Origin of the sequence: Domibacillus sp. DTU_2020_1001157_1_SI_ALB_TIR_016 (assembly GCF_032341995.1) — a bacterium.
In the GTDB taxonomy this organism is placed as follows: domain Bacteria; phylum Bacillota; class Bacilli; order Bacillales; family Domibacillaceae; genus Domibacillus; species Domibacillus indicus_A.
The window spans coordinates 219,726-238,009 of record NZ_CP135439.1 but is presented as its reverse complement, the minus strand read 5'-3'; the positions used below and the strand labels follow the sequence as shown (position 1 = coordinate 238,009).

Annotated in this window: 17 protein-coding genes and 1 pseudogene; 5 read left to right on the top strand and 13 right to left on the bottom strand. The window is 47.8% G+C overall.

Annotated elements, in window-relative coordinates:
* The first annotated feature begins 117 nt into the window (after window positions 1-117).
* From RRU94_RS09190 to RRU94_RS09170, 5 genes and pseudogenes are all read left to right on the top strand, one after another.
* Window positions 118-1,512, top strand: a complete 1,395-nt coding sequence (locus RRU94_RS09190; RefSeq protein WP_315693862.1) for a cytochrome ubiquinol oxidase subunit I — start codon at window positions 118-120, stop codon at window positions 1,510-1,512.
* Complete coding sequence (gene cydB / locus RRU94_RS09185) at window positions 1,512-2,522, top strand: cytochrome d ubiquinol oxidase subunit II (RefSeq protein ID WP_251271365.1); 1,011 nt, start codon at window positions 1,512-1,514, stop codon at window positions 2,520-2,522. Before RRU94_RS09190 ends, cydB begins: the two co-directional genes overlap by 1 nt.
* Entirely contained in the window at window positions 2,522-4,240 is a 1,719-nt protein-coding gene (cydD, locus tag RRU94_RS09180; RefSeq protein ID WP_315693859.1) for a thiol reductant ABC exporter subunit CydD, read from the top strand. The genes cydB and cydD overlap by 1 nt, the downstream gene beginning before the upstream one ends.
* The gene (gene cydC, locus RRU94_RS09175) at window positions 4,206-5,897 is read left to right on the top strand and encodes a thiol reductant ABC exporter subunit CydC (RefSeq protein ID WP_315693857.1); all 1,692 of its coding nucleotides are present in this window, start codon (window positions 4,206-4,208) and stop codon (window positions 5,895-5,897) included. Before cydD ends, cydC begins: the two co-directional genes overlap by 35 nt.
* A 189-nt stretch (window positions 5,898-6,086) precedes the next feature.
* Window positions 6,087-6,305, top strand: a pseudogene (locus tag RRU94_RS09170) (bile acid:sodium symporter family protein); the annotation flags it as partial.
* A gap of 272 nt (window positions 6,306-6,577) precedes the next feature.
* Here the strand turns inward: RRU94_RS09170 and RRU94_RS09165 are convergent.
* The 13 genes from RRU94_RS09165 to RRU94_RS09105 all read right to left on the bottom strand — a co-directional run bounded on the left by RRU94_RS09165 (window position 6,578) and on the right by RRU94_RS09105 (window position 18,162).
* Entirely contained in the window at window positions 6,578-7,288 is a 711-nt protein-coding gene (locus RRU94_RS09165) for a DNA alkylation repair protein (protein WP_315693855.1), read from the bottom strand.
* 61 nt (window positions 7,289-7,349) lie between these two features.
* Window positions 7,350-7,766, bottom strand: a complete 417-nt coding sequence (locus RRU94_RS09160; protein WP_315693853.1) for a universal stress protein — start codon at window positions 7,764-7,766, stop codon at window positions 7,350-7,352.
* A 60-nt stretch (window positions 7,767-7,826) separates the two neighbouring features.
* The gene (locus tag RRU94_RS09155) at window positions 7,827-9,293 is read right to left on the bottom strand and encodes a SulP family inorganic anion transporter (RefSeq protein ID WP_315693851.1); all 1,467 of its coding nucleotides are present in this window, start codon (window positions 9,291-9,293) and stop codon (window positions 7,827-7,829) included.
* Window positions 9,294-9,479: 186 nt separating this feature from the next.
* On the bottom strand, window positions 9,480-10,628 hold the full coding sequence (locus RRU94_RS09150) for a mannitol-1-phosphate 5-dehydrogenase (RefSeq protein WP_315693849.1): 1,149 nt from the start codon (window positions 10,626-10,628) through the stop codon (window positions 9,480-9,482).
* 213 nt (window positions 10,629-10,841) lie between these two features.
* A complete protein-coding gene (locus tag RRU94_RS09145) occupies window positions 10,842-12,350 on the bottom strand; it encodes an MDR family MFS transporter (RefSeq protein WP_315693847.1) in 1,509 nt (502 codons plus the stop codon).
* Window positions 12,351-12,588: 238 nt separating this feature from the next.
* A complete protein-coding gene (locus RRU94_RS09140) occupies window positions 12,589-13,212 on the bottom strand; it encodes a HoxN/HupN/NixA family nickel/cobalt transporter (protein ID WP_315693845.1) in 624 nt (207 codons plus the stop codon).
* 15 nt (window positions 13,213-13,227) lie between these two features.
* Window positions 13,228-14,043: an urease accessory protein UreD gene (locus RRU94_RS09135; RefSeq protein WP_315693843.1), complete on the bottom strand. Its 816-nt coding sequence runs from the start codon at window positions 14,041-14,043 to the stop codon at window positions 13,228-13,230.
* Window positions 14,040-14,657: an urease accessory protein UreG gene (ureG, locus tag RRU94_RS09130; protein WP_315693840.1), complete on the bottom strand. Its 618-nt coding sequence runs from the start codon at window positions 14,655-14,657 to the stop codon at window positions 14,040-14,042. The genes RRU94_RS09135 and ureG overlap by 4 nt, the downstream gene beginning before the upstream one ends.
* A 22-nt stretch (window positions 14,658-14,679) precedes the next feature.
* Window positions 14,680-15,366, bottom strand: a complete 687-nt coding sequence (locus RRU94_RS09125) for an urease accessory protein UreF (RefSeq protein WP_315693837.1) — start codon at window positions 15,364-15,366, stop codon at window positions 14,680-14,682.
* Window positions 15,359-15,805 carry an urease accessory protein UreE gene (ureE, locus tag RRU94_RS09120; protein ID WP_315693835.1) on the bottom strand — a complete coding sequence of 149 codons (447 nt, stop codon included), beginning with the start codon at window positions 15,803-15,805 and terminating at the stop codon, window positions 15,359-15,361. The genes RRU94_RS09125 and ureE overlap by 8 nt, the downstream gene beginning before the upstream one ends.
* Before the next feature lie 12 nt (window positions 15,806-15,817).
* Window positions 15,818-17,527 (bottom strand): urease subunit alpha, encoded by a 1,710-nt coding sequence (gene ureC, locus RRU94_RS09115; protein ID WP_315693832.1) that lies wholly within the window; start codon window positions 17,525-17,527, stop codon window positions 15,818-15,820.
* Window positions 17,524-17,847, bottom strand: coding sequence for an urease subunit beta (locus tag RRU94_RS09110; RefSeq protein WP_315693830.1), 324 nt, complete (start codon window positions 17,845-17,847; stop codon window positions 17,524-17,526). The genes ureC and RRU94_RS09110 overlap by 4 nt, the downstream gene beginning before the upstream one ends.
* Before the next feature lie 12 nt (window positions 17,848-17,859).
* A complete protein-coding gene (locus tag RRU94_RS09105) occupies window positions 17,860-18,162 on the bottom strand; it encodes an urease subunit gamma (protein ID WP_315693828.1) in 303 nt (100 codons plus the stop codon).
* Window positions 18,163-18,284: the final 122 nt, after the last annotated feature.

Genomic DNA, 18,284 nt, shown 5'->3' with positions numbered 1-18,284 from the left:
AAATCCTATATCTTTTGGAGGCAAAAGAGAGTAAATTATAAAGCAGATAGAGAATGTGAACTAATTCACAATATAATATATTATTACTGTGTAAATAGGAGAAAGGGGATTTACGGGATGGATGAACTATTTTTAGCCCGGCTTCAGTTCGGGTCCACCACCATTTTTCACTTTTTGTTTGTGCCGCTTTCAATCGGCCTTGTGTTTTTAGTCGCATTGTTTGAAACACATTATGTTTTAAAAGGCGACGAACGCTACAAAAAACTGGCTAAGTTCTGGGGACATTTGTTTTTAATTAACTTTGCAGTCGGTGTTGTCACGGGAATTATTCAGGAATTTCAATTTGGGATGAACTGGTCAGAGTATTCCCGGTTTGTCGGAGACGTGTTTGGTGCTCCGCTTGCTATTGAAGCACTGCTTGCCTTTTTTATGGAATCTACTTTTATTGGTTTGTGGATTTTTGGCTGGGACCGCCTGTCCAAAAAAGTACACCTTGCCTGCATTTGGCTCGTATCGCTGGGAACGATGATGTCCGCGCTTTGGATTTTAGCAGCCAACTCGTTTATGCAGGAGCCGGTCGGCTTTGCTATCAAAAACGGCCGGGCAGAAATGAATGACTTCTTTGCTCTGTTAACCAATCCGCAGCTCGCGGTAGAATTTCCGCACGTGATTTTCGGTGCGCTTGCTACAGGTGCTTTTTTCATTGGAGGCATCAGTGCTTATAAAATTATTAAAGGCTATGAAGTAGACTTGTTTAAACGGTCCTTTAACCTTGCTATGACCGTCGCCTTGATCTCTGGGCTTGCCATTGCGTTTACCGGCCACGCTCAGGCGAAGCACTTAATGGAATCACAGCCTATGAAAATGGCGGCCAGTGAAGCGCTTTGGGAAGACAGCGGTGATCCGGCTTCATGGACAGCATTTGCATTCATTGACTCTAAAAATCAAGAAAACTCATTTGAAATTAACATTCCGTTTGCGCTCAGCTACCTGGCATATGAAAAATTCCAGGGGGACGTGCCGGGGATGAAAACCCTGCAGGCAGAATATGAAGCAAAATACGGAGAAGGCAACTACATTCCGCCGGTCAAAACAACATTCTGGAGCTTCCGGATTATGGTGGGTGCCGGTATGGTTATGATTCTTGCATCAGTGCTGGGCCTTTATTTTAGCTATCGGGAAACACTTGTCCAGAAAAAATGGTTCCTGCGCGGCATGGTGGCGCTTATCTCGTTCCCATTCATCGCAAACTCTGCCGGCTGGATTATGACGGAAATTGGACGTCAGCCGTGGACAGTGTTTGGCCTGATGACAACGTCTGCATCTGTTTCACCAAACGTCAGCGCCCAGAGCCTGCTTCTGTCACTTATTGCTTTTTCTCTTGCTTATACGATTTTAGCGATTGTTCTCGTTTACTTGTTTGTCCGCGAAATTAAAAAAGGCGTTGAGCATCACGAGGCGGTGCCAGAAACGCAAACGATTGATCCGTTTGATCAGGAGGTGTACATGTAATGGGCTTGAATGAGTTATGGTTTTTATTGATCGCGGTCCTCTTTATTGGCTTTTTCTTTCTTGAAGGATTCGATTTCGGCGTGGGCATGTCGACGCGCTTTCTGGCGAAAAACGACTTGGAGCGCCGTATTATGATCAACACAATCGGTCCGTTCTGGGATGCGAATGAAGTGTGGCTTTTAACAGGGGGCGGTGCTATTTTCGCCGCTTTCCCTCACTGGTATGCGACGATGTTCAGCGGCTACTATGTTCCGTTCGTCTTCGTTCTGCTTGCGTTGATCGGCCGCGGCGTGGCGTTTGAATTCCGCGGTAAAGTCCACAGTGAAAAGTGGACCAAAACATGGGATTACGTTGTGTTTTTCGGCAGCATCCTGCCGCCATTTCTGTTCGGTGTCTTGTTCACAAGCATCCTTCGTGGTATGCCGATTGACGCGGACATGAACATGTATGCAGGCTTTAGCGATTTCGTGAACATCTACTCTGTAACAGGCGGGGTTACTGTCACAATTCTTTGCTTCCTGCATGGCTTATCCTTTTTAACACTGAAAACGGTCGGTGACCTGCAAAACCGTGCCCGCTCACTTGCGAAACGAGTGGTCTGGCTGGCGGTCGCCGCGCTCGCCCTGTTTGTTGGATTGTCTTATATCTACACAGATGTTTTTACGGTTCGGGCAGCTGTAACGATCCCGATGATCGGTGCGATTGTACTGGCTTACGTGCTGGCAGCCGTATTCCTCATGAAAAAACGGGACGGCCTTGCTTTTGTTTCAAGCGGCGCCGGTATTGTTTTAACCGTTGCGCTCATTTTTGCTTCGCTGTTCCCGCGGGTGATGATCAGCTCTATGTCTGCCGCTTATAACTTGACGGTATACAACGCAGCATCCGGCCCTTACTCGCTTAAAGTCATGACGATCGTGGCGGTGTCACTGCTTCCATTTGTAATCGGCTATCAAGTGTGGAGCTATTACGTGTTCCGGAAACGAGTCGACGGTAAGGATTTGACATACTGATGGGAAGGGATCTATTTCGCTATAAAGGTGTAGTTCCGGTGCTTGCCGGACTCACCTTTTTCACTATTATCCAGGCAGTGCTGATCATTCTTCAGGCAAAATGGCTTGCAGGCGCCCTTACCCGGCTTTTCAACGGTGAAACACCCAATGCGGTGTTTCCAATGATGATGCTGTTTTTCGGTGCCCTGGCCGGCCGCTACTTTATTGGCTTTTTAAAACAAAAAGTCGTTGAGCACTATTCAGAAAAAACGAGTACGGCACTCCGCCGTGATGTGCTGTCAAAACTGTTTGCACTCGGCCCCCGCTATTCAAAACAGGAAGGAACCGGGCGGCTTGTCACATTGATTATAGAAGGAACAAACCAGTTCCGTACGTATTTAGATTTGTTTTTACCGAAAATGATTAATATGATGATTCTTCCATTAGCGATTTGGCTGTTTGTTCTGTGGACCGATCGGACATCCGGCATCGTCTTGGCCATCACACTCCCTGTTTTACTCGTTTTCATGGTGCTATTAGGACTTGCAGCCCGGAAAAAAGCAGACAGCCAGTGGGAGGGCTACCAGCGGCTCGCCGGCCACTTCACAGACTCGCTTCGAGGGCTGGAAACATTGACGTTTTTAGGGCGCGCGCGCTCACACCGCAAACAGATCGAGCATGTAAGCGAACAGTACCGAAAATCAACGATGAGCACTTTAAAAGTTGCGTTTCTTTCTTCTTTTGCGCTCGACTTTTTCGCGATGCTGTCTGTCGCAACCGTTGCGGTGTTTCTCGGTCTTGGGCTTGTAGATGGAAAAATGACACTTCTGCCGGCGCTCACGGTGCTTATTTTGGCGCCTGAATACTTTCTTCCGGTTCGGGAGCTCGGCACCGACTATCACGCCACTTTAAATGGACAAGAAGCCGGCCGCGCCATGCAGGACATTTTGGATGCGCCTGCTTACACAGAGGCCGATGATTTTTCCCTTTCATCGTGGTCAGATCATGATGAACTGACGCTGTCAGGCGTGAATGCCGCTTCCCTGCAAAACATCTCTCTTTCTATTAAAGGGCGGGCAAAAGTTGGCATTATCGGAGCAAGCGGCGCGGGTAAATCTACTTTAATCGACGTACTGGGCGGTTTTTTAGGGGCTGATGCTGGAACCATTTCGGTGAACGGCCAGACTGTTTCCCATCTTCAGCAGCCGGCCTGGCAGAACCAGCTGACTTATATTCCGCAGCATCCGTATATTTTCAGCGGAACACTGGCAGATAATATCCGCTTTTACGAACCGGATGCATCAGACGAAGAAGTGATCGAAGCAGCCAAAAAAGCGGGTCTGTCTTCGCTTGAGGAGCTGCTGCATACAACGATCGGCGAAGGCGGACGCCGCCTGAGCGGCGGGCAGATGCAGCGTGTAGCAGCGGCCCGGGCTTATCTCAGCAATCGGCCGGTTGTACTGCTTGATGAACCGACTGCGCATCTGGATATCGAAACCGAAGCGGCTTTAAAAGAAACCATGCTTCCTCTTTTCGATCAAAAGCTTGTACTGCTGGCCACGCACCGGCTTCATTGGATGCGGGAAATGGACTGGATTATCGTGATGGAACGAGGACAAATTGCCGAAACAGGAACACATGATGAATTAATGAAGAAAAACGGCATGTACGCCTCCCTCGTACAAGCCGCACGAGGTGATACACATGGGGTGGCTGATTCCTTATATGAAAGAACATAAACGATTGCTCATCCTGGTTGTTCTGCTTGGCGGACTGACCATTTTTGCAGCCAGTGCGCTGCTGTTTGTATCCGGCTATCTGATTTCAAAAGCCGCTTCACGCCCCGAAAACCTGCTGATGATTTACGTACCGATCGTATTGGTACGCACCTTCGGCATTATGCGGTCCGTTTCTCGTTATGTAGAGCGGCTGGTGAGCCATAGCTTTATTTTAAAAATCGTCTCCCGCATGCGCGTCCGCCTGTATGAAGCACTCCGCCCGCAAATGGCACGTTTTAAAACCGGTGACGCGCTCAGCTTGTTTGCCGATGATATCGAGCATTTGCAGGATGTATATATTAAATTGATTTTTCCATGGCTGAGCGCCCTGCTTTTATATGTCGCTGCTGTGGTGGCGCTTGGCTTTTTCTCCATTCCGTTTGCTCTTGTGATGGCGCTGTACTTTTTCATTTTTACTGTGCTTGTTCCGCTTGTTTCGCTGCTGGTTATGAAAGCAAAGCAAGCGAAGCAAAAAAAACAGCGTGCTGCGCAGTATGGCCGGTTAACCGATGCGGTAATGGGCATGGGCGACTGGCTGTTCAGCGGACGCCAGCAAGCGTTTGTGGATGACTTTGAGCGTGCTGAACAAAAATGGACGGAGCTTGAATCGGCTAAACGGGCTTTTGCCCGCAGCCGCGACTTCGGTCTGCAGCTGCTTGTCGGAGCGGCGGTTGTCACTATGATGTCATGGGCAGGCGGCCAAAGCGTTAACGGTGAAATGGCGCCGATCTTAATTGCTGCTTTTACACTGGTGCTGTTTCCGATTACGGAAGCTTTCCTTCCCCTCTCTTCAGCAGCACAGGAGTGGACCGGCTACGCCCAGTCTCTCGGTCGTCTTGAAAAAGTCGAAGAAGGAAAAACGGAACCGAACATTATTCAGCCGGTTTTCGTAAAAGGAGTTCCGGCACTTTCTTTTGAAGATGTATCTTTTTCTTACAGCGAAACAGAACCGGTATTGAAGCATTTCCAATTCTCTGTGCCGGCAGGGGAAAAAGTGGCCATTCTCGGTCCGAGCGGCGCAGGGAAATCAACGATTATGCAGCTGGCAGAAGGATTCATTTCTCCGCAGTCAGGCACAGTATTGGTAAACGGAAATGAACCGGATGAATACATTTCCTGGGAAATAGCCGTGCTGAACCAGCAGCCGTACTTGTTTAACACAACAGTCATGAATAATATTCGGCTCGGCAGCCCGCAGGCAACAGACGAAGAAGTCATCGAAGCGGCCAAACGGGTGCATATGCATGACTATATTGAATCTCTTCCAAACGGATATGGAACGGTGATGCAGGAAACCGGGGCCCGCTTTTCCGGCGGAGAGCGTCAGCGGATTGCCCTGGCCCGCATTCTGCTGCAGCAGACCCCTATCGTTATATTGGATGAACCGACGATTGGACTTGATCCTGTGACGGAACGGCAGCTGATTGATACCGTACTTGAAGTGCTGGATGGAAAAACCGTTATCTGGATTACCCATCACTTGGCGGGTATGGAAAAAATGGACCGGATTGTCTTTTTAGATAACGGACAGATTCAAATGAACGGCACACACGAAGAGCTGTTCCAGCAGGAAAAGCGCTACAGACAGCTTTACGAGCTGGATATGGGAGTAGTATAAGAACAGCCTGGGCGGCTGTTCTTTTTTTTGGGAGAAAAATTAATTAACTTAAAAAATCAAAAATACGAATGGAATACATTCGTAAAAATTAGTCAATTTGCCGGCAAAACATCCGCTGTTTGGGTGCTTTTGTTTGCAGCATTCGCCTTTTCTCTTTTCGTGCAGTGCACATGGATTGTACCCTAAGGAAAACTCTTTAACCTGCCTTACGAAGACAAAAAAGCCATGGCTATTGAAGCCGGCATGCAAAATGCCGGACTCGGCGCTGCTCTTGCAGCCGCTCATTTCAGTCCTCTTGCTGCTGTGCCAAGTGCCATTTTTTGCTTCTGGCACAATATTTCCGGACCGCTCTTAGCCACCTGCCGGGCACGAAAAGCAGACCGGAAAGCGGAACGAAAAGCAATATAGAAATCGTATTTTTTATTAGATGAATGCTTTGCCCGACAAATAAAACAAGTCTCCCATATAAGAGAGACTTGTTTTATTTGGTCCATTTGGATAAGCAATGAAGCATCCCTGGTTAACACCTCATGTAAAAAACGCTTTGCAATAGTACTGGCAGGGGTCCAGTCTTTGCAAAGCGCTTTTTAGTTTAGGTGTTCAATTACGTATAAAAATCTTACCATGAACTTTTTAAAAAATCTTTTTCACTGTTATATTATCTTACAAAAAATTTCTGTCTAACAAATACACGTTTTTCTCTTTTTACCGACTGCATTTCGTTCTTCTATTTTTTGAATGTACGCTGTGGCAAGCGGAACTTTGCAGGCCGTATCCCCAACATCAACGTGCACGCTCCCTATACGTGCTGCCACTTCCTTCGCCCGCTCTGAAAGCGGCTTATAATAAGCACCCACGCAAATCACAAACTGATTCATCACGTACCGAACTCGGTTTTGCTCTGTATGAATGTTTTTTTCCACTCTGTTCAACAGTTTATGGATTTCTTCCCTGTCTACCTCGTCATCTGGGGCAATCGACAGGTAGTTGCTGTAGGTGCTCCATCCGGCAGTCATAATCATTTCTTCATCCGACTGCATCCACTCTCGCGCAAGCTCAAGTGCAAAAAGAGATTCCGCTGTAACTTGTGCGACTGTATATTCACTGATCATATACCAGTAAGCGCCCCGTACCCATTCGTTCAGTCTTTCTTTCGTCATTTCTTTCGGCTTCACTGTCAAACCCGCTAAATACATAGCATCGCTATTGCCGGATGCGTACAAGTCGTAGACGAGCTGTTGATCTTTTTTTACTTCCTTGACAAAATGTTTTTTTAAATCGCCGACTTTGACACCAAAAAACGGCTCTTTGGCTCCGTGACGGGCAAGTGTTTTTTTCGTTTGATCTGAACCGAACTGCTCAAGCTTTTCCATTACTTCTTCATACGTCATGTTCAAGCCCCCTTTTCTTTATTATAAAGAAAAGCCATTCTCAAAAAGAGAATGACTTGGATTATTTCACAATTAATACAGGGCAGTTTACACGCTTCGCCACTTTATGGCTGACGCTGCCAAGCACCATTTCCTGCAGACTGTTCAAGCCGCGGCTCCCGAGCACTACATAGGAAACAGCTTCCTTGTTCGCGTATTCTACAATCGCCGGTCCCGGCACGCCGTGAAGCAGTTGAATCGAATATGAGACGCCTGCTTCTCTTATTTTCTGTTCTGTGCTTTGAAGCTGTTTTCTTCGCTTTTGTTCCAGATCAATAGCGCCCGCACTGTGCAAGACGTCCCTTTTGGATTGATCAAAATCAACGACAAATACAATCACAATCTCTTTGTTCAGCACTTTGGCCAGCTTAATCGCTTCCTCCGCTGCCCGAAGCGCGTGGCTTGATCCGTCTGATGCCAGTAAAATATGACCGTTCATCAACATCCCCCTTTGTTAAAAAAAAGCGCACTGCTTTTACACAATGCGCTCATTTACATGTTAATGTCCAGACAGCTTTGCGTCCTGCTTATCGTGAACAGCCATCCGTTTCACCATGGATGAACTTGCTTCATTTAAGCCTGTAAGGATGGCTTTAATGCCATTATCACGGTATTTCAATACAATTTTATCCACCGCCGCCACGCCAGAATCATCCCAAATGTGCGCCTCAGAAAAATCAATATGCACATTCTTAATTCCTTCCGGCTGATAGTCGAATTCATTCACAAAATCCGTAACGGATGCGAAAAAGATTTGTCCTGCTGCTTTGTAGTGAAGCGTATCCCCCTTGTGGAAAGACGATACAGTCACCTTTGAAATTTTCGCTGTAAAGAAAATCGCACTGAGCAAAATGCCGGCGAACACTCCTTTTGAGAGGTCATGTGTGAGCACGACAGTTATGACCGTCACGACCATGACGATGCTGTCGGTAATCGGAATTTTCGTGACGGCTTTAAGAGACGACCAGTCAAATGTGCCAATTGAGACCATAATCATGACACCAACCAATGCCGCCATCGGAATTTTTACCACTACATCGCCGAGCACCATAATTAAAAACAGCAGAAACGCTCCTGCCACAAAGGTAGACAACCGTCCGCGGCCGCCGGATTTCACATTAATAACCGATTGGCCAATCATGGCACAGCCCGCCATGCCGCCAAAAAAGCCGGTTACAATGTTTGCGATTCCCTGTCCGCGTGCTTCCCGGTTTTTATCGCTTGTCGTATCTGTCATATCATCCACAATGGATGCGGTAAGCAGTGACTCTAAAAGGCCGACCATCGAAAGTGCTAAAGCCGTCGGGAAAATAATCGATAACGTCTCCATATTCAACGGTACATCTGGAATCAGAAATGATGGCAAAGACTGAGTAATGTTTCCAAGATCACCGACTGTCCGTAAATCGAAGCCGCCCACTAATGCAATGATTGTCATGACAACGATCGCAACAAGCGGAGAAGGAACGGATTTAACGAAGCGCGGAAGGATGTAAATAATAGCAAGCGTTGCCGCCACAAACACATACATAACCACTGAACTGCCTGCGAATTGGGGCAGCTGGGCAGTGAAAATTAAAATAGCGAGCGCATTGACGAATCCAACCATCACTGAACGCGGAACAAATTTCATCAAGCGCGCAATTTTCAGCCAGCCAAAAATCAGCTGCAGCACCCCGGTTAAAATGGTAGCCGCAAACAAGTACTGAAGCCCATGGTCTTTCACAAGTGTTACCATCACAAGCGCCATCGCTCCGGTCGCAGCAGAAATCATCGCCGGGCGTCCTCCCATAAAAGCAATCACAACCGCCATCGAAAATGATGCGTACAGACCCACCATCGGATCTACTCCCGCAATAATCGAAAAAGCGATCGCTTCCGGAATAAGCGCAAGCGCTACAACAATACCCGACAAAATATCCCCGCGGACATTGCCGAACCATTCTTTTTTCAGTTGTGTAAACATAAAAAAACACGTCACCTCTAGTCATTTATTTTTTTGACCCCCAACTCTCATGGAAGTCACTGTCCGTTTGAAGTTCTTTTATCATATCATGAAATCAGCTCGCTTGAAAACGTACGCTCGTTTTTCCCAGACTGGCAGTTCGGGCAGGAAAACGACAAAAAAGAAGCTGATGGAATCAGCTTCTTGTTAAATCCCTTTTTCCCGCATCGATTCGTATTGCTTCATAACTTCAGCAAAAAGCGGGTCTGACTCATCCAGCTGCGTAAACTTTTTCAGCGTGGATTCAATCCCCCTATGTTCAATTTCCCCTTGCATTTCTACCGCTTCTGGATCCTGTGCATAGTCATATAAAAGCGCCGCTGCAATACTTTTGGCCAAGTAAACCGGCGTTTCACCAAGCAGCTGCTCGTACTGCTTGGCCGGACTGAGGAGACGGTCATTTCCCCCGAGCTTACGAATCGGCGCACGGCCCACTCGAGTAATATGGTCGCGAATATGCGGGTTAGCAAACCGGCCAATGATTTTTTGGATATATTGGTCATGTTCAGACTGATCAAATCCATATTTCGTCACTAAAAGACGCCCGGTTTCGTTCAAGACTGCCTGGAGCGCATTTGTAACGTGCTTCATTCCGAGTGCTTCATCAATCGTTTGGGCACCGGTCTGCCAGCCAAAATAAGCTGCAGCTGCATGACCGGTATTAACCGTAAACAGCTTCCGTTCAATGTACGGCTTTAAGTCCGGCACCCAGGTGATGCCTTCCACTGCCGGCTTATCGCCAATCAGTTTGAGTTCTTCCACTACCCACTCGTAAAATGGTTCAACGACCACCGTCAATTTATCTTCATTTGACTGGTTAGGCACAATCCGGTCAACGGCCGCGTCCGGAAATCCAGTCCGTGATAAAATAGCATCGCGCTCTTCTTCTGGTATTTTCTCCAGTACCTTCTCTTTTAAGAGCGTGCTCCCTCCGATCATGTTTTCACACGCAATTATATTAACAGGTGATGTCCGCTTCCGAAGGCCTTCTGCTACAAGCCGCGAAATGTGCGGCAAAATCGCCGGGCCAACCGCGGCTGTAATCAGGTCTGCCTTAGCAACAGCTTGTATCACACGGTCTGCTTCCTCAGCACTGTTAATGGCCCGGACGTTTCTCACCATATGCTCCTCACGTGATTCATCCGCCATTACAACCCGATATTCCTTTTTTTCGTTCAGCAGGTCGACCACTTCACGATTTACATCTATAAAGCACAATTCATATCCTGATTGGTATAAAAGGCTTCCGATAAAGCCGCGGCCAATATTTCCTGCACCAAAATGAACAGCTTGCATATTCATTCACCTCTTCAACTATTCTCGTCATTTTTCTTGTAAGCAGCTCATTCTTCGGGCTGCTTACCAAGTGATGATGAAGCTTTTCTTCATTTATTTTATTTCTGGCTAAAAGCTTACCGATCTGATACTATCCCTTTTACATTATCTCCTTCTGCTTCAATCGTAAACCTGTTTACGACCTGCTCCTCGAACGAGAAGAACGGCTTCTTTTTAAGTTGTTTGTTTCTTCCCTTCTACTTGCAGCTGTTCGTCTCCCATAAAGTAAACCGCCATAAACGCAAGCGCAATCGGGATGAGTGACCATAAGAATGTTGCCGTAATCGAATGAGACATCGCATTGGTGATCACATTCAAAATATCCGCTGGAATTTGAGCACGCTGCTCGGACTGAAATATAGTCTGAAGGTTATCAATGCCGAATGTTCCTGTACCGCCTCCACCTAATTTATCCTCCAGCTCATTTGTTAACAGCTTCGTCTGGATAGAGCCGAAAACGGTAATACCCAGCGCCAGCCCAAGTGATCGGAAAAAGGAGTTGGTGGAGTTCGCCGAGCCGCGGTGCCGGTAATCCATTTTGTGTACACTCGCAGATGGCAGCAGCGAAAACGAAAAACCGACGCCAAGTCCAACTGTCACCATATAAACCGTCAGCAGCACACGGCTTGTCTCCGGAGAAATAGTTGCCATAAGAGCCATGCCAACCGCGTAAACAATCACAGAAATCCACATAATACGGCGGTAGGGCATTTTGGCCTGCGCGATCCCTGCAAAAGCACTTCCGGCAACGGATCCAAGCAGCATCGGCATTAAAATAATTCCGGCATTGGTTGCCGATCCCCCGTACACCGCCTGGACAAAAATCGGGATAAAAATCGTCAGCCCGACAAACGTAGCCCCGTACAAGAAAGCGAGTACCTGGGAGGATGCAAACAGCCGGCTGCGAAACATCCAAAACGAAATAATCGGCTCTTCCGCTTTTGTTTCGATCCATAAAAACAGCCCAATAAATACAGTAAACAAGCCAAACAGCAACATGCTCTGCCATGAAGTCCAGGCAAACTCTTTTCCGCCAAGCTCCAGCGCAAACATTAAGCTGACAATGGCTGTTACCAGTGTAACCGCGCCAGCCCAGTCAATTTTCTGCTTTGTATGCACCGGCGTTTCCTTGTAAAAGCGCCCAATCAGCAGCAGGGCTACCATACCGATCGGTACATTTACATAAAATACCCAGTGCCAGCTGATGGCGTCCGTAATAAACGCACCGAGCAGCGGGCCAATCACGCTCGAAGCGCCAAACACGGCACCAAGCATGCCGGTCATTTTTCCGCGCTGTTCGGCTGGAAACACATCAAATACAATCGTAAACGCAATCGGCATTAGTGCGCCGCCGCCAATTCCTTGAATGGCCCGGTACACGGCCAGCTGCGGAATCGACTGGGCAACGCCGCACAGGGCAGAACCGATTAAGAATACAAGCAGTCCAAATACAAAAAAACGTTTCCTTCCATACATATCCGACAGCTTTCCGAAAATCGGCATGCCGGCCAGCACCGCTACTGCATATGCGGAGGTAATCCATACATAGCTGTCTACGCCGCCTAAATCAGCCAGAATGGAGCCGAGCGCTGTTGCCACAATCGTGTTGTCCATCGCAGCCATTAAAATGGCCAGCAGCAGCCCCGCCAGGACAAGCCGTAAATTTGTTTGTTCCGTCGTCATTCCACTCTTCCTCTCTTTTTTTACCTGATTACTAGTATAGCAACGAACGACAGAGCCGAACATTAAAAAGCGGTTTTGGGCAAAGAAAGCGGAACTCTTTCAGCGGGCAAAATTCTTTGTCAGATAATCTAACCGGCTTGTTGTTCCGCTGCGCTCCCTTCTTTATACTGAGGGTGTCATCTTTACAGAAATATTGCCTCTAGGCAGAAAAAAAGCAGCCGGCTTACCGGCTGCTTTTTTATCCTGCGATCAGTCCTGAGCCTGTCTCTATAATGTAATAAAGACCGTACAAAACACTGATTAATGACGTGATCCGCATTAAAAAAAGCGGAATCGTTTTATGTGATGTAACTAAAAACGGAAGGCCCAGCAGAGTTGTAAAAAGCAGCATACCGACAACTGTTCCCGCTCCGAAAATCAAAATAAACTGAAAGGCTTCTGAGCTGCTGTCAGCTTGTGTCGCTGTTAACAGTACCATGGCCGCACTCCCGGCAAGTCCGTGGATCACGCCAATCGTAAATGATTTTTTGTGGGTATGCTCATAATCTGCTTCGCTCGCCTTCCAGCTTCCACGCATTCCGTTTACACCCAAATAAACGAGCATGACTCCGACAAAACATTCGAGCAGAGCTGCAAGATTCTCAGGAATCTGCCGGCCCAGTGCGATCGCGGTGACACCGATGATCAGCAGCGTTGCCGTATGCCCAAGCCCCCAAAACACACCCGTTAATGACGAGCGGTACAGCTTTTTTGTCCGGCTTGCAATAGTCGAAACTGCAATAATATGATCCGGTTCTGTTGCATGCTTAATCCCTAATGTAAATCCAAGCAATAAAATCGATAAAAGTCCGCCTTGAATCATAAATAGTTCCCTCTTTCAATACTTTCTAAGCTGCAGCGGCTCCTGGCCCAGTTTCCGGCGCAGCCAGTTGGTGCACTGCAGAATGATTTCTTCGATGACATGAGAGGCGCGGGCCAGGATCCGTACGGTGCAGCCCCCATTTTTCAGCGTAGAAAACCCAATTCGCGCTCCATCGTTATACGGAGCCAGAAGCGGCTCCAGTTCTTCCTGCCAGCCGGGCTCAAGCAGCGGCGAAACGATAAAAAGAGAGCCGACATGTGTATAATCCTCCATTTGCATAAGGGAAAATAAAGGCTGCTGGTCCGGTTTTAAAAAAAGGTGGTCATACACCTGCAGCTGGTCATTTTCATATATTTTGAGCTTCGACCGAATCCACTCATAGCGAAACGGCCGGCCGCTCTCAGACCAGCCCGGCGTTATGCTGTCGCTGTAAAGCAGCGTTGCCCCTTTTTCCATATGGATCGTGGTTGTCTGCTCAAAGCGTGCCTGCTCATATGCAATGAGCGGGTCCGGCATATACATAAACACACTGCCCGCCGCGAGAGATACGTTCATCGACTGAAAAACCGGATCATGCGGTGTTTTATACACTTTTGCGGCAGACTGCGTCGTCAATATCATTCTCGCATCCGGTTCGAGAATCACCTCTGTGTAATAGCGGTCGCCTCCTACGTATCCGCCGCCGACATGAAGGCTGTACACCGTTGGCTCGCTTTCATTAAAATAGATCGGGCGCGCTACTTTAAACGCGCCGTCAAAATACGTATCAGCTATCACCGTTTTATCGCCCCGGCAGACTGCTTTCATCCGCAGCGTGCCGGTCATGCTCATGCTTCCAGCCCCATCAAAAGCGCATTTTCTTTAATCCATCTCACCACGTCTTGAAGTCCCGTTTCCTCTTTTAAGTTCGTAAAGAAAAACGGCTTGTCTGCTCCACGTGATTTTTTCGTATCTTCCGCCATCACATCCAAATCGGCTCCTACATAGGGGGCGAGATCCGTTTTATTGATAATAAACAAATCTGATTTAATCATGCCCTGGCCGCCCTTACGCGGAATTTTCTCACCCTGCGCCACATCGATAATGTAAATCGAAAAATCCACAAGCTCCGGGCTGAATGTGGCCGCCAGGTTGTCCCCTCCGCTTTCTACAAAAATAATATCCAAATCCGGATGTGCCTCTTTTAATTCATCAATTGCTGCAAAGTTCATGGAGGCATCTTCCCGAATCGCTGTGTGTGGACAGCCTCCGGTTTCCACTCCAATAATGCGGTTTTCCGGCAGAACCCCGTTTTTAATAAGAAATTGGGCATCTTCTTTCGTATAAATGTCGTTCGTCACAACGGCCATGCTGAATTCATCGTTCATCGCACGTGTGAGCTTTTCTACAAGCATTGTTTTGCCGGCACCAACGGGTCCTCCAACACCGATGCGTACTGGTTCCATTCTGCACCACTCCTTTTGTTTTTCACGACATAAAAAGCCGAACAGGCAGCTGTTCATGGCGCATTTGTGCGATTTCAAGCCCCGGCATATTCATACCGAGCTCTTCTTCCGTCATCCCTTCTGTTTGGTCTGCAATCTCTCTCATCAACGGCTGCAGCGCCAGCAGGATCCGCTGGCCGTCTGTCTGCCCGAGCGGAATCGCCCGGACAGCATTTTGAATCAAAGACTGAACACCTGAAAAAAGGTGTGCAGCGATGGCATCTTTTTTGCCAGCCTGAAGATAATGGGCCGCCAGGGCAAACACAATAGACGGATGGCCGACCGCTTTCTTTTGGCGGATTTGTTTGTAGTACATATTGATCAACGGACTTTCATATAAGTCCACACATAGCTTGGCCATTCGTTCACCAATCCTCCGCGTGCCTTCCCGTGTTTCTTTTGGCAGTGCCAGCGCGGAAAGCATGTGGTCAAGCTCCGTTAAATGATCAAAGCGGCCGGCTGCCACATCCTCATAAGCAAGCCGGCAGGCGAGAGCATCCGTATAAGCCATTTGATTGGCTATATAGATTCGCATGGCGGATTCGAATGTTTCAGCATTATGAATGCTGCCTTCGTAAATGTATGTTTCCAGTCCAAACGAGTGTGAAAACGCACCTGAAGGAAAATTGGAATCACACAGCTGCATAAAGGACAGCATTGGATTAATCATGGCTGTGGCCGATATGGCGGAATGCTTTTTTCACCCGGCGCTCTTCGCGGCGAAAAGGAATGCCGAGCTGCTCGAGAAGCTGTTCGACTAAATAGTCATACTGCACAATCATTTCATCGCCTTCAAACTGAGCCGGCAGATGCCGGTTGCCAAGCTGATGGGCAATGTCTCCCATTTGGCCGATTGACTCTGGCATAATGGTTAGAACATCATCTGCCAGCACCTGGATGACAATCATGTTTTTATCATCGCAGTATAAAATATCACCGTTCTGCAAGTCTTTCGGCTCCCGCAGCCGAATACCGAGCTCGCGTCCATGATCTGTTTTTACACGCTGAATGCGTTTAACAAGCTCGTCACTCGACAGGAAAACCCGTTCTGTGTGTGGTGCACGAATATCATCTGTTTCCACATTTCCAATTACTTTTTCAACAATCACTTCGATCCCACCTTAAAATAAGAAATAGCGCTGCGCCATTGGCACGGTTTCTGCCGGTTCACACGTTATCAGATCACCGTTTACTTTTACTTCATATGTCTGCGGGTCCACTTCGATCTTGGGTGTTTCACCGTTGTATTTCATATCGCTTTTTTGCAAAGTGCGGATGCCGCCGACAGGACGGATCATTTTCTCTAAACCGAGTTTTTGCGGAACACCGCGCTCGATCGCCGCTTTAGACATAAAGGTTATCGATGTTTTGAAAAGGGCCCTGCCAAAGCTTGCAAACATTGGACGATACAAAGCCGGCTGCGGTGTTGGGATGGACGCGTTTGGATCGCCCATGACACTGTGGGCAATCAAGCCGCCTTTTAAGACAAGCTCTGGTTTTACGCCAAAAAAAGCGGGCTCCCATAGGACGAGATCTGCAAGCTTGCCTGTTTCAATAGAACCAACGTAGTCGGAAATACCATGTGTTAAAGCAGGATTGATCGTATATTTCGCGACGTACCTTTTCGCCCGGAAATTATCGCCTTCTCCTGTTTCTTCACTCATTTTCCCTCGCTGCTTTTTCATTTTGTCTGCCGTCTGCCACGTACGCAGAATCACCTCGCCAATCCGTCCCATCGCCTGAGAATCAGAGCTGATCATACTGAACACACCTAAATCATGCAAAATATCTTCTGCCGCAATCGTTTCTTTCCGAATGCGCGAGTCGGCAAACGCAATATCTTCTGGAACCGATGGATCAAGGTGGTGGCAGACCATCAGCATATCCAAATGCTCGTCCAATGTATTGACCGTGTAAGGACGGGTTGGGTTTGTAGAAGAAGGAAGAACATTTGGATAGCCGGCAGCTTTGATAATATCCGGCGCATGCCCGCCTCCTGCTCCTTCTGTATGGTATGTATGAATCACCCGTCCATCGATCGCCGCAATTGTATCTTCCACAAAGCCGCCTTCATTTAATGTATCGGTATGAATAGCAACCTGAATATCGTACTTGTCCGCTGTTCTTAACGCCGTATCAATTGTGGCAGCCGTTGTGCCCCAGTCTTCATGCAGCTTTAAACCAATGACGCCTGCTTGAATTTGTTCTTCAAGCGGCTCAACTCCAGACGCATTTCCTTTGCCAAGAAAGCCAATATTCATTGGAAACGCTTCGGCCGCTTCAAGCATACGGAAGATATTCCACTCACCCGGGGTGCATGTGGTCGCATTTGTTCCGGTAGCCGGTCCTGTTCCACCGCCAATCATCGTTGTGACACCGGAGGCAAGTGCTGTTTCAATTTGCTGCGGGCAAATAAAATGAATGTGCGCATCGATGCCGCCGGCTGTGACAATTTTTCCTTCTGCGGCAATCACTTCGGTAGAAGCGCCGATTACAATGTCTACTTTGTCCATCAAAAGGGGATTGCCCGCTTTGCCGATGGCAGCAATCATTCCGTCCTTTACACCAATATCCGCTTTATAAATACCTGTGTAATCAAGGATAATGGCATTGGTCAGCACAAGGTCAACAGCTTCTGCGCGAGTAGCAAGGGGGTGCTGACCCATCCCGTCACGGATCACTTTCCCCCCGCCGAATTTCACTTCATCCCCATACACCGTGTAATCTTTTTCAATTTCGATAAAGAGATCTGTATCTGCCAGACGGATACAGTCACCGGTTGTGGGCCCGAACATATCCGCATACTGTCGGCGTGACATTTGAAAACTCATGCCTCTTCCTCCCCATCAAGCGCACCATTCACGCGATTGTTTAACCCGTATACGCGCCGCTCGCCGGAAAACGGAACGAGCGCAACCGGCTTGCCGTCTCCCGGTTCAAAACGGACTGCCGTGCCTGCGGGAATGTTCAGCCGTTTACCAAGCGCTTTCTCGCGTTCAAATTCGAGTGCCTGATTCACTTCTGCAAAATGAAAGTGGGAACCCACCTGCACGGGCCGGTCCCCCCGGTTTGTCACAAAAACCTTCGTTTCTTCTTTTCCTTCATTGCATACAATCGCGGTACTTTGAAGCTTATATTCACCAGGAATCATGTGCGCTCCTCCTTAACGTATCGGGTCGTGGACAGTGACTAGTTTCGTGCCGTCCGGAAAGGTTGCTTCCACTTGAATATCATGAATCATCTCCGGAACACCTTCCATTACATCATCTCTTGATAAAATCGTTGTGCCAAACTGCATCAGCTCCGGCACGGATTTTCCATCGCGTGCCCCTTCCATTACTTCATACGTAATAAGCGCAATCGATTCCGGATAATTCAGCTTTAACCCTCTGTCTTTGCGGCGGCGTGCCAAATCAGCTGCCACAACAATCATTAACTTTTCCTGCTCGCGTGCCGTCAGTTTCACGAAAGCCCCTTCTTTCCAAGAAATAGATTTTAATTTCCTGCCATCTCTTATGTAACTTTTTGTAACATCATATATTTTCATTATATATTGAATTTTCATTAAAATAAATCTTTCTTTTCCAA